The following is a 12750-nucleotide window of genomic DNA, read 5'->3' as shown; positions in this document are numbered from 1 at the left end:
TTGACGCTCGAGGAACGTCTGGATTTGCCGTATCCCGCGGTCGTCTGCGGGCATATTTGCCTCGACGTCATTCCGACGCTGTACGATCGGCAAGCCGGCGTGGACGCCATTCTCGTCCCCGGCAAGCTGATCGACATCGGCCCGGCGATGCTGTCGACCGGAGGCGCCGTCTCGAATACGGGCCTCGCGCTGCATCGGCTCGGCGTTCCGGCGCGGCTCATGGGCAAGGTCGGGGACGATCGGTTCGGAGAGGCGATCGTCGACATCGTGCGCGGCCACGGCGCGGAATTGGCCGACGGAATGATCGTCGCCGCCGGCGAGGCGAGCTCGTACACGATCGTGATCAGCCCGCCCGGCGTCGATCGCATCTTCCTGCACTGCACGGGGGCGAACGATACGTTCGAAGCCGCGGACGTGCGGGAGGAGCTGCTGCGGGAGGCGGGGCTGTTCCACTTCGGCTATCCGCCGCTCATGCGCCGCATGCGGGCGGACGGCGGGGCGGAGCTTGCGGCGCTGCTCGCGAAGGCGAAGGCGGCAGGGGTGACGGTTAGCCTCGACCTCGCGAAGCCCGACCCGGACGCCGAAGCGGGACGCGCCGATTGGCGGGCGATCTTGTCGCGGGCGCTGCCCGGCGTGGATTTGTTCCTGCCGAGCTTCGAGGAAATTTTGTTTATGCTGCGGCGCGAGACGTACGACGCGTGGGCCGCTTCCGGCGGTTCGTCGGACCTGCTGCCGTACGCGACCGAGGCGCTCCTTTCCGAACTCGCCGACGAGCTGCTCGGCATGGGCGCCGCGGTTGTCGCGTTGAAGCTTGGGGAATACGGTTTATATATGAAGACCTGCGATTCCGCGGAGCGGTTGGCGTCGGCCGGTCGGTACGCGCCGCGCGACGCGGCGGCTTGGACGTCGCGAGAGCTGTACGCGCCGTGCTTCGAGGTTCACGTCGCGGGGACGACCGGCGCGGGCGACTGCACGATCGCCGGCCTGCTGACCGGCTGGATGCTCGGGCTGGCGCCGGAGGAAGCGCTGCTCGGCGCGGTCGGGACGGGCGCCTGCAACGTGGAGCGGCCGGACGCCGTCAGCGGCGTGCCGCCGTGGGCCGCGGTGCAGCGGCGCATCGCCGCCGGCTGGGCGCAGCGGCCGCCGAAGCTTGCGGCGTTCCGCCGTGCGTCGGCGGACGGCGCCGGCGCGAGCGTCTGGCGGGGGCCGGGGGACGCGGGGGTTGAGACATTTTCGGAGCGAGAAGGGGTGTAAGCATGGGTGTGATCAAGCGCAGCGAAGTGCGCGCGGCGCAAGCGAGAACGGCGGAGCTGTTCGCGCGCTCGGGCATCGTCATGACGCCGGAGGAGATCGCGAACATCGAGGTGGCGACGTTCGGGCTCGGCGACTTGGAGAAGGAAGGGCTCGAGCTCGTAACGTACGTGAATAACGAGCGGTATTGCGCGAAGGAGCTGGTGCTGTTCCCGTACCAGACGTGTCCGGAGCATCTGCATCCGCCGGTCGGGGACGATCCGGGCAAGACCGAGACGTTCCGCTGCCGGGCGGGCAAGGTGCTGTTGTACGTCGAGGGCGAGCCGGCGGAACGGGTGCAGGCGCGGCTGCCCGAGGGCAGCGAAGCGTACTACACCGTGTTCCACGAAGTGGAGCTGGCGCCGGGGCAGCAGTATACGATTCAGCCGGGGACGAAGCATTGGTTCCAGGCGGGGGCGGACGGGGCGATCGTGTCGGAGTTTTCCAGCACGAGCCGCGACGAATTCGACATCTTCACCGACCCGCGGGTCGAGCGGATTCCGGCGATCGTCGAGGACGTCGAATAACACGCAAAAAGGGCAATACCGAAGGCGAATGCCCGCGGTATTGCCCTTATTCGTTACTTGCCGGCGGTTTACTTCGGGGACGGTCCTGTGACGAGGATGGTCACAGGCTCCGACGCGACGGTGACGCCGTTCAGCGTGACGGTTACCGTCACCTCCGTCCGGCCCGGATGCTTCGCATGGATGACGCCGTTCTCGTCAATGTCGACGACCTTCTCCTTGCTAACGTCATATCGAATCGTCGCGCCCGACAGTTCGTTGGTCGTGCGGCCGCGGCCAAGAATCGCTGCGAGCCTGGTCGCCGTGGATTCTCCCGGCGCCAATCGGGCGTCGTCGACTTCGAACTCCACGCGCTCCAGCGAGACGACCAGGTTCGGATCGCTATATTGCATCAGATCGCTGCCGGATTTGAAATAGAAGTTGCCGAAGTCGTCCTGCGCCAACTTCTCCGCGTTGCTTTCGAGCAAGACGGTCACGTCTTTCGTCGCGGCGTCGATTCGGATCAGCTTGCTTGTGTAGGTTTTGTCGGCGACGTAGCCGATATAGATCGTCGTATAGACGTTCCCGTCCGTCCCGATCTCGAGGCGCGGATTGCCGTAGTTATAGTCGGCGGTCGGGAATTTGTCGTCGCTGTACACGATTCGGCGCGAAGCGGGATCGTAGATGAACAGCGTTCCGAGCGCCATGCCCCACAGGTTGCCGTCCGGTCCGACGATCAAGGAACCGATCGCTTTCTTGCCCGCTGCCGGCACGGTTTCGTATTCGACGGTCTCGGAGGCCGTATCGTAGACGGCCAGCTTGGCGGAGCCGCCGTCCATCGCGCCGGTTCCCATGTAGAGCTTACCGTTCAGATATACAAGGGCGTTGATCGAATGCTCCGGCACGATGTTGCGCTTCACGTCGAAGGTCTTGGCTGCCGGATCGTAGACGGTAAGCGCGCCGCCGGTTTTGCCGGCGATCGGATACGTACCGATGTAGAGCTTGTTTTCTTGTTCGACGCCGACCATGGCGATCGGGCGATCCTGCTCGTCGCCGAGCTGGGCTAGCCGCGGCGGATTATACGGGACGCTGGGATCCGTCCGGTTCCACGGCAACGTCGGGTCGTATTCGAAGATGGACGCTCTCGGGTACACGCCGAAGTACAATTTCCCGTTCAAAGAAGCATACCCTTCCACTTGGCCGAGCGACGGATAAAACTCGGTTTTGTTTTGCGTCGGGGAATACACTCCCAAGCCCCCGCCGGAGATGAAGCCCGCGCTCAGCATTTTCCCGTCCAAGCTTTTCCCGATATTGTGCAATTCCACGAATTGAGGCGGAAGCGGCAGCTCCGGCGTTTCCGTATACCCGGTTTGCAGGTTATAGTAGAACGCCCGTCCGCCGTTGCCCGCAAGGCCGACTAACGTCGTGCCCGGGAACTTCGGGTCGTTCAGCTCGACGTACCCGAACGCGATGCCGGGGCCCTTCACGTCGACGCCGAGCGAGCCGTATTCGCCGGTATTCACGTCGTATGCGTAAAGCGACCATTGCGTGCCGCCCGCCGGCGTAGGCTCGAACCAGGTGTAGAAGACGCGGCCGTCCGGGGAGACGGGGGAAAACCCGCGAGTGTTATATTCGGCGTTGTTGCTTACCGTCAGCTTGTGGATCGCAGGGTCGTAGACGTACATCACCGGGCCGGGATCGACGCGAATGAACAGATTTCCTGCGGTGTATTGCAGATCGTACACCGACGTTTTGCCGCCGAAGCCGGTAATCAGCGTTTTTTGCCCGGTGGCGAGATCGTATTTGTACAGCTTCGCCACGTCGGCGCCGCCGACGTACAAGGCGTTGCGCTCCGCGTCGTAGGCGAGGCTGCGGACATGCTGCTCTCGCGATGCGGTCTTGAAGGAGGCCAACACTTTCATTTGATCGGTTGCCGGATCGTACTCGAATACCGATTGCGAATAACCGGTGCCGCCGTAAATTTTCCCGTTCGATCCGGGGGTAAGCACCCAAATGACGGTATCCGTCGGAACGGGCTTCCCGATCGTTCGGATCGATTCCGTCTGCGGGTCGTATTGGAACAGGGTGCCGTTCGGGGTGCTGCCGGCGTAGGCTTTGCCGTCGGACGCGACGGTAATGCCCCATGCGGCGGTGACGTTGCTCCCGTCCAACGCGATTAACGGTTCTTGGTCGTAAATTTCCTTCGTCTTCACATCGCTCACGATAAACTGGGCCGGGTCGCCTTGAGCGACAGTGTACATGACGTCGCGGCCGTGCTTATCCTTCCCGTAAGCGCCCGTCATGATCGTAAGGCTCGCCGATTGCGGACCGAGATTACGGATCGTCCCCGGCGCACGGGAAAGCGAGATCGTCGCTTCGTCGGCATAGAAGCTGCCTACGGCTTCGGTCGGGAAGGAGAAGGCGGCTCGCACGGCCGCGCCTTCCTTCGGGGCGGCCGCGGCGACGCGAATGCCGCTCCAAGCTTCGCCCGCTGAGGCTTGGTCGACTAAGGAGCTTACGACGGACAGAAGCTTGCCGTCGCCGCTGTAGAAACGTAACTCGACCTTGCCGCCCGCGCCGGCCCCCTTCCGAACTTGGGCGTTCAGCACGACGTTGACGAACGGCGTAACCGGAACGGGGTCGCTGATCGCGCCGTGCGAAGCGGCGGCGGAGCCGTCCTCTACCGATAAGCTGCTCGTTCCCTCTGCATAGACCGCTTGCGTGACGGTGACGGCTTCCGATGCGCCGTCCGGCTGCCAGCCCGGAACGGAGCCGTCCGCGGCCGGCTCGAAGCCGCCGTTGACCAATATCGGCGGCAACGAGAGAGCGCTTTCACTTTGCGCCGCGGCCGGCGGGCTCATCAAGGCGGCAATCAAGGAAAGGATGAGTCCTGCGGAACCTAGGGTGCGTCTGTTCTTCATAAATCTTCTCCCTTCAATAGTGTAGAATGGCGAATTCCAGCTCATAGTAGCATACGTACCAGGATTTATACAAGTAAAATACATGTATTGATTTTCGGGTTCTCCTATTCCTATTGACACCCCGGTCCATGCGATGGTAGGCTTGGAGTCACTGAAATACAAGTGAAATACATGTATAATGTAAGCGTTTAATAATTAAGGGGGCTATTCAAAATGCGGCAAGGGTTGTCGGCGATGACGGGGATCGAAGTGCTGGCGGTGCGCGTTCTAGAACCGGGCGAGCGGGCGGAGCTTCGCGTCCGGGCGTACCGGGAGCCGGGGGTTTATCTCGACGGGACGCTTCGCGTGACGGCGAGCAGCAGCGACTCGTCCGTCGTGCGCGTCGATGGAGAGACGATCGTCGGCGGTTCCGTCGGCTCGGCCGAGGTGCGCGTCTCCGTCTCCGCGGGGGACGGCCCGTCGTTCGAGCAGCGGCTGACGATCGTCGTCGCTTCGGGTTCGCCCGATCTCGGGCGCCTGGTCGCCGGCCACCCTCGGATCCTATACACGGAGGAAGAACGGCTTCGGTTGCGGCAGCGGATCGCCGCTCCCGAATCCGTCGCCGGCATCGACGTGGACCGCATCTGGCGGGAGCTGCAAGAGCTGGGCGAATCGTACATGCTGGAGTCGGGCTTTCGCGTGACGTATTTGAATGCGCCCGATGTCATCGACGTCGCTTATCCGCTTCGCCAGCCGGAGCCGCTGCCGAATCCGGCCGGTTACGTCGACTATCCGTTCTGGACGATGTACTCGCGGCAAATCGAAAATCGGCTGGTGACGCTTGCGACGTTGTACGGACTCACGGAGGAGCGGCGGTACGCGGATCGGGTCCGGGCGATGCTTCTGGATCTCGCGCGCTACGACCGTTGGTACGAGTTCCCTTGGCGCGGCGCGGAGGGGAATTTAAGCAACGCGCACTTCGCCATCGGGGCGGCGACCGCTTACGACGCCGTGTACGATACGATGACGGAGGCCGAACGCGAGCTCGTGCGCACGGCGATTCTCGAGAAGGGGCTCCGTCCGATGTCGATCGATTGGGACAACGGAGACCACCACAACATCATCGTGGCGAAGCAAGTCGCGATGCTGATCGGCGCGCTGGCCATCGTCGACGAGGAGCCCGCGGCGGGCAAATTCATCCATCAAACCTATTCATACTTGAAAACGTATCTGGATCTCCGCGCCGATTCCGACGAAACGGAGGGGCTCATGTACGTCAACGTCGCGGCGAAGCATGCCGCGCAAGCCGCGGTCGCCCTGAAGAAGGCGACCGGGGACGCATCCCTCCTCGACCATCGGTACTTGACGGAGGTCGTGCCGGAGCTGTTCTTTTATTTCCAGGCGGCCGGCGGGGAAGCGACGTTCGCGAATTTGTCGGATTGTCACGCGACGCTGGATTTATCGTACCTCATGTCGCTGCTCGCGGCGAATGCGGGTCACGAAGCCGCGATGGGGTATGTGGAACGCTTCGAAGCTACGAAGCCGGCCGTCCTGCTGAACCTGTTGCACGCGCCCGAGCTCCCGAAGGGGGCTTCCCCCGACGTCTTCTTCGCGGGCCGCGCGTCGAGGATGTTCCCTCGGATTGGATGGGCGGCGCTGCGCAGCGGGTGGGGCGAGCGGGATCATGCGCTGGCATTCACGTCGAGCCCGTCCAGTCGCGATCATAATCATTACGACCAGAACCATTTCATCTTGAACGTAGCCGGGGAGTGGCTCTTGACCGATCCCGGGTACCAAGATTATCGGCCCGGTCCGCGTCACGAGTATACGAACGGAACGATCGGGCATAACGGACTGCTCGTGAACGGCAAGGGGCAATCCAGGCGCGGTGGCGGGCGGCTGACCGCCTGGGACGTCTCGCCGGGCTTCGCCTTCGCCGCGGGCGAGGCGTCCGACGCGTACGAGGGCGCCTTGCGAGGGTGGCGTCGGACGATCGTCCATGTGTCGGACTCGTATTACGTCGTCTTGGACGATATCCGCTTGCACCGAGCCGAAGACGAAGCGGAGCTTCTGTTTCATTCGGCCGCCGCGTTCATACAGGACGGGCGCCCATTGGCGGAAGGCGAGCGCCTTCGCGGAACGGCGTTCGCCGTTCGGGGGGCCAAGGCGGCTGTCGAAGGCCGGCTGCTGGCGGAAGGCGATTGCGAGACGATCGTTGCGTCCTACCCCGGCGCGGAGGAATACGGCTTATACCTCAAGGTACGGCTGCGACCGAACCGGGACGGTCGGGCGCGCCTTGCGACGCTGCTTGCGCCGAGCGTCGGCAGCGAAGCGGCGCTTGCGTTGGAGGTCGCTTGGGAAGAAGCGGGAGTCATCGTTTCGGCGGGCGACGATCGCGTTCGGATCGACGAGGAGGGTACGGCGGAGCGGCTGAGGTAAGCCGTCCTCCGTTCCGGTTCCGACGGTCGTCAGGGACCCGGAGCGGCTTTCGACATGGATCCGCTTACACGCTTGAAGGGGTGCAATATTTTCTCTTGCCGAACGATTGACAAACCGGGAAATCGTAACTTAATATACAGGTAATATACATGTTCACTATAAAACCATATGACATAAGCGAGGAGTGCTGGACACGCCATGGTACGAGCGACGGTCCCGATCCAGGGAGGCATGAAGCCGCGGAGCGCGTGGAAGAAAATCGGTCAGCGGCTATGGAAGGAGCGTTACGTACATCTGCTGCTGCTGCCGGGCATTTTATACTTTTTGGTTTACCGGTATCTCCCGATGGGCGGGCTTGTAATCGCCTTCAAAGATTTCAACCCGTTCGGCGGCTTATGGGCGAGCGAGTGGGTCGGGATGGCCCACTTCTCCCGCATTTTCGAAGACGATGAAGTCGTAAGGGTGCTGTGGAACACGATTAATATCGCGCTTCTGCAAATTTTCGTCGCCTTCCCCGTATCGATCGTGCTTGCGCTCATGCTGAACGAGGTGCGGAACGAAGCGTACAAGCGCTTCGTTCAGTCCATGGTGTACCTGCCGCACTTCTTGTCTTGGGTCGTCGTCGCCGGCATCTTCACCGTGTTTCTTCGCGGCGAGGGTCTCGTCAATACGGTGCTCGGTTCGTGGTTCGGGCTCGAAGCGATTCCGTTCTTGACCGATCCGGCGTTCTTCAAGCCGCTCATTACGCTGCAGATCATCTGGAAAGAATCCGGGTGGGGCACGATTATTTTCTTGGCCGCCCTCGCCGGCGTGAACCCGAGCCTCTACGAAGCGGCCGTCATCGACGGGGCCAACCGGTGGAAGCAGCTGTGGCACGTGACGCTTCCCGCCATTCGCAGCGTCATCGTCGTCCTGTTCATCATCCGGCTGGGGAACGTGCTCGACCTCGGGTTCGAACAAATTTTCCTGATGCTCAATCCGTTCAATATGGATACCGGCAACGTCCTCGATACCTACGTGTATTTCAAAGGGATTCAGCAAGGCGATGTCAGCTTCGCCACCGCGGTGGGCATGTTCAAAGGCGTAGTCGGCTTGGTCCTGGTCGTGTTCGCCAACCACATCGCCAAGCGTTTCGGCGAAGAGGGGCTGTACTAAACATCAGAGAGGGTCGGGTGAGTTCCTTCCATGTATAATCGGTCGATGCTAGATAAAGTCGTCGACGGCGTCAACGCGCTGCTCCTCGCCGTCATCGCGGTGCTGATGCTGTTCCCGTTCGTGCACATCTTCTCCGTTTCGTTCTCGTCGCTGCGGGACGTCCTGGAGAAAGACTTCATCCTGTGGCCCACGCATTGGGTGACGGATGCGTACCAGACGATCCTCGCTTCCCGGAGCTTCGTCAGATCGTTGGGGGTGACCGGCTATGTGACCGTCCTCGGCACAGCCGTCAACCTGTTGCTCACGGCGACGATGGCGTACGGGCTCACGAGGAACGTTACGGGACAGCGCGTCATTTTGCTGCTCGTCATTTTCACCTTATTGTTTAACGCGGGCATGATCCCGACGTTCCTTATCGTCAAGGAAACCGGCTTGATGAACTCGATCTGGGCGCTCATCGTTCCGAGCGCGATCAGCTCCTTCAACTTGATCGTCATGCGGCAGTTTTTCTTAAGCATTCCAAGCGAGCTGACGGAAGCCGGCCTCATCGACGGGGCGAACGAATTGCGCATTTTCACGAGCATCATTCTCCCGCTTTCCAAACCTTCGCTTGCGGCTTTCGGGTTGTTTTACGCGGTGGGGCACTGGAACAAGTACTTCGAGGGCGTCTTGTATTTGAACGATTCGGCCAAATGGCCGATCCAGGTCGTGCTTCGTCAGATCGTGATCATGAACGAAGCGACCGCGGCGCTGGGCAACGAGGCGATGATGCTTCTGGAAAATCCGCCGCCGCCGGTTACGATTCAGATGGCCGCGATTTTGCTGGCCACGCTGCCGATTCTCATCGTCTACCCGTTCCTGCAAAAGCACTTCGCCAAGGGGGTGATGCTCGGTTCAGTGAAGGGCTGACCCGTTCGTTGAATTGGGCGCACGGCATGGCAATGGGTAGAACATGAAGAATCGGACGAAACGAAGAAAGTCGGGGAAGTACAAAAAAATGGAGGGTTCGACAATGAAAAAGAAGGCTTTACTCCTCTCGATGGTAGCCGCGGCGATGACGCTGGCGACGGCATGCTCCGGCGGGAGCGCCGGCGAAGAGAAACCGACCGGGACAGAGACGGCGCCGCAAGGGGAGGCGAAGACCCCGGCGGAAGAGCCTAAGGCGGAGCCGGAGAAGGTTCATAAGATTACCGGCATGACGTACATCTACGGCAACCCGGCGCCGAACGACGGCGAGGGCTTGAAGAAGCTGAACGAGAAATTCAACGTGGATTATTTCGTGGAGAAGGTGCCGGCAGAGACGTATCCCGAGAAGCTGAGCGCCGTCGTCTCCACCGGTTCGATGCCGGACATGATCGGCTTCGAAGCGAGCCGTTCCGACAACTTCCCCCGCTGGGCGAAGCAAGGCGCGTTTCTGGCGCTTAACGATTATATCGACCAGTATCCGTCGTTGAAGGCGATTCCGGAAGCGCTGTGGGCGCCGTTCACGATCGACGGCAAAATCTACGGGATCCCGTCCTGGTCGCCGACGGAGTCGAGCTCCTACTTCATCCGCAAAGATTGGCTCGACAATCTGGGTCTGGCCGTTCCGACGAGCTACGAAGAGTTGGCCGCCGCGCTCATCGCCTTCACGAAGGACGACCCGGACCAGAACGGCAAGGACGACACGTACGGCATGGCGATCGGGCAGAACATCAACCCGAACTTTGCCATGGGTCCTTACTGGCAGTTCGATTCTTATTACCACCAAGACGAGAACGGCAATTATATCCCTGGCATCATCTCGGAAGGCCGCAAGGAACTGATCGAATTTTTCCATAAGCTGAATCAAGAGAAGGCAATGACGCCGGACTTCGCGGTGCTCAACTGGGCGGATACGAACAACGAGTTTTATTCCGGCAAAGCGGGCTTGTTCTTGGTCGCGCCGCGCGGCATGTCCCAAGACTACATGACGAGCTTGCTGGAGATCGCGCCGAAAGCGGAATTCGCGGTGCTGCCTCCGTTCCTTGCGCCGGACGGCTCCCAGGGACTCGTCGCCGGCAAGGGCTACGCTCGATTCAACGCCTTCAACGCGAAGCTGAAGGACGATCCGGAGAAGCTGAAGAAAATTCTCGACATGCATGAGTTCTCCCGTCAATTCTACCCGATGGCGGAGCAGAACAAGTCGAACCCGGACCACGACTGGTTCTACGGCGGCGAAGGCGTCGGTTACGAAGTCGCGGACGGCAAACGCAAGGTGCTCGAGCCGGAGAAGGGAACCCAGCCGTTCCTTTACTTCCAAGACAACACGGCGTGGGTGCTCCCGGACCAAGATCCGGAGTTCGAGGCGGCGTACACGGAGCCGAAGCTGATTCAGGCGACGACCGACCTCGTGAAGCTGAGCAAGGACTATAAGCAATACTTCCAGCCGAACGTAGGCGTCGTCTCCGAGACGGAAGCGCAGAAGGGCGCGGAGCTGACGCAGTTCCTCATGAACGAGCAGACGAAGATGATCGTCGGCCAACGCCCGATTTCCGACTGGGACGCTATGGTCGAGGAATACCTCGCGCGCGGCGGCGCTCAGATCATCGAAGAGTACAACGCGGTGTTCAAGGAACGCGGGTATACGGATCGCCGCTGGGAATAACGGCATACGGATCGGGCTATGAACCATAGCCCGATTTGCTTTCGACGGTCACTACAACGAAGAGTAAAGGTGCGTTCATTCTATGAAAATGGCTCAAATCGGCATTTACCTCGATTCAACGGCGACGGAACGAATTCATCGACATCAAGCCAACGTATTTCAACTCTATATCCAAGAGCTCCTGACGTACGCGGGCATCCCGTTTACCCGTATCGGTTCGGCGGACGACATCGGCGCCGGCGGCTTCGATATCGTGATCGCGGCCGTCACGGGTGGAGCGGAATCCGAAGGGAAGCTGTGGGACTTCGCGGAGCGCGGCGGCATCGTCATCTCGTTCGCGGGCTTGCCGTACTTGGCGGCGCGGCTCGGCTGCCGGCAGCTGCCGGAAGTGCCGATCGGCTACGCGACGCTGCCCGGCGAGACGCCGGGCGGCCGTCCGATGCGATATTTCCGGGGGCGTCCTTGGGGACGGCCGGCGCCGGGAGAACGTTCCGCGGCCGTTTCTTGCCGGGAGGAAGGCTCCGTTCTCGCAAGCCGAGAGGACGTCAGCGAAGCGGGTCCGCTGCTTCAGACGTTCCGCGTCGGCGCCGGCTCCATCGTCCGGTGGGCCGTGGATATTCCGTCCGTGATCGTGCGGCTGCAGCAAGGCGAGCGGCCGGTTTACGAGGACGGCATCCCGGCGCAGGACGGGACGGGGGCGGTCGATGAAGGCATTCTGAAGGCGGACGATCAATGCCAGATGGATTGGGAGGCCGACCGTGCGTTTACCGCGACCGGCATGCCGTATTTCGAGCATCCGTACGCCGATTATTGGCGCGAGGCGCTGCTGCAGCGTCTGCTCGCCGGGGCTGCGGAAGCAGGGTTGACGGTGCCGTTCGTCGATTACTGGCCCGAGGGGATCGAAGCGGTGGCTATGATTTCGCATGACAGCGACTTCAACATCGACGCTTCGGCCGAAGCGACGCTCGAGGCGTTGGCCGAATGCGGCGTGCGCTCGACGTGGTGCATGATCGAACCGGGGTTTTCCGCAGCGCTGTATCCGAAAATCATGGAAGCGGGCCATGAGCTCGCGTTTCACTATAACGCGCTGGAGATGGAGCGCGGGATCTGGTCGCAGGCCGAATTCGACCGGCAGTTCGCTTGGTTCAAGTCGGCCACCGGTCTGCGCGGCGCCGTCTCCAACAAGAACCACTACACCCGGTTCGAGGGCTGGGGCGAGCTGTTTCGCTGGTGCGAGGCGGCCGGCATCGCGTCCGATCAAACCCGCGGGCCGAGCAAGAAAGGGAACGTCGGCTTTCCGTTCGGCACGAGCCATCCGTATTTCCCGATCGGTTGGTCGGACGAGAAGAACCGGCTGTACAACGTGTTGGAGATCGGGTTTTTGACGCAGGACTTGATGCATCCGAGCCTGTCGGACACGACGGTCATCGCTCCGTTCTTGGCTAAGGTGAAAGAGGTGCGCGGCGTCGCGCATTTCCTGTATCATCAGAAGCATATCTACGAGCAGCCCGCCGTTCGCCGGGCGATGGCGGACACGGCGCGCGAGGCGAAGCGGCAAGGCTTCGTCTTCTGGACCGGAGCGGAGATCAACGATTGGGTTCGCGCGAAGCGGGAGCGGCGCGTGGCCGGCTTCGGGGCGGACGGCCGATTGGTCGTCGAGGGCGCGCCGCTGCCGATCGCCGCGTATCGCCCGCTGTCGGCCGGGGAGACGGCCGCGCAGACCGTCGAGCGGTTCGGTCTTCCATGCGTACGCGTCCAAGTCGAGTTTGCGACGGAATCGCGGCAGCAGACCGCTGCGGCATCCGGATTACACCAAGGCTGAAGGCCGGAAGGGGTA

General features: G+C 61.7%; 8 protein-coding genes. 7 read left to right on the top strand and 1 reads right to left on the bottom strand.

Annotated features, from left to right (window positions below; genetic code table 11):
- Together RIN49_RS13940 and RIN49_RS13935 are read left to right on the top strand one after the other, a co-directional pair.
- On the top strand, nucleotides 1-1254 hold the full coding sequence (locus RIN49_RS13940; RefSeq protein ID WP_309120778.1) for a carbohydrate kinase family protein: 1254 nt from the start codon (nucleotides 1-3) through the stop codon (nucleotides 1252-1254).
- Between the two features lie 2 nt (nucleotides 1255-1256).
- Nucleotides 1257-1817, top strand: coding sequence for a D-lyxose/D-mannose family sugar isomerase (locus RIN49_RS13935; RefSeq protein ID WP_309120777.1), 561 nt, complete (start codon nucleotides 1257-1259; stop codon nucleotides 1815-1817).
- 68 nt (nucleotides 1818-1885) lie between these two features.
- On the opposite strand, the gene RIN49_RS13930 is transcribed toward RIN49_RS13935, so the two are convergent.
- A complete protein-coding gene (locus tag RIN49_RS13930; protein ID WP_309120776.1) occupies nucleotides 1886-4714 on the bottom strand; it encodes a ligand-binding sensor domain-containing protein in 2829 nt (942 codons plus the stop codon).
- Between the two features lie 213 nt (nucleotides 4715-4927).
- Here RIN49_RS13930 and RIN49_RS13925 point away from each other — a divergent pair, with 213 nt between their 5' ends.
- From RIN49_RS13925 to RIN49_RS13905, 5 genes are all read left to right on the top strand, one after another.
- Entirely contained in the window at nucleotides 4928-7132 is a 2205-nt protein-coding gene (locus RIN49_RS13925) for a heparinase II/III domain-containing protein (protein ID WP_309120775.1), read from the top strand.
- 231 nt (nucleotides 7133-7363) lie between these two features.
- Nucleotides 7364-8287: an ABC transporter permease gene (locus RIN49_RS13920; protein WP_309120854.1), complete on the top strand. Its 924-nt coding sequence runs from the start codon at nucleotides 7364-7366 to the stop codon at nucleotides 8285-8287.
- A gap of 30 nt (nucleotides 8288-8317) precedes the next feature.
- Complete coding sequence (locus tag RIN49_RS13915; protein ID WP_309120774.1) at nucleotides 8318-9196, top strand: carbohydrate ABC transporter permease; 879 nt, start codon at nucleotides 8318-8320, stop codon at nucleotides 9194-9196.
- 103 nt (nucleotides 9197-9299) lie between these two features.
- Nucleotides 9300-10913, top strand: coding sequence for an extracellular solute-binding protein (locus RIN49_RS13910; protein WP_309120773.1), 1614 nt, complete (start codon nucleotides 9300-9302; stop codon nucleotides 10911-10913).
- Between the two features lie 82 nt (nucleotides 10914-10995).
- On the top strand, nucleotides 10996-12735 hold the full coding sequence (locus RIN49_RS13905; RefSeq protein WP_309120772.1) for a polysaccharide deacetylase family protein: 1740 nt from the start codon (nucleotides 10996-10998) through the stop codon (nucleotides 12733-12735).
- Nucleotides 12736-12750: the final 15 nt, after the last annotated feature.

The sequence above is a fragment of the Paenibacillus sp. genome (assembly GCF_031177825.1).
Lineage (GTDB): Bacteria > Bacillota > Bacilli > Paenibacillales > YIM-B00363 > Paenibacillus_AE.
Note: the sequence above shows the minus strand (reverse complement) of the source record. Positions and strands in the feature narration are given on the sequence as shown.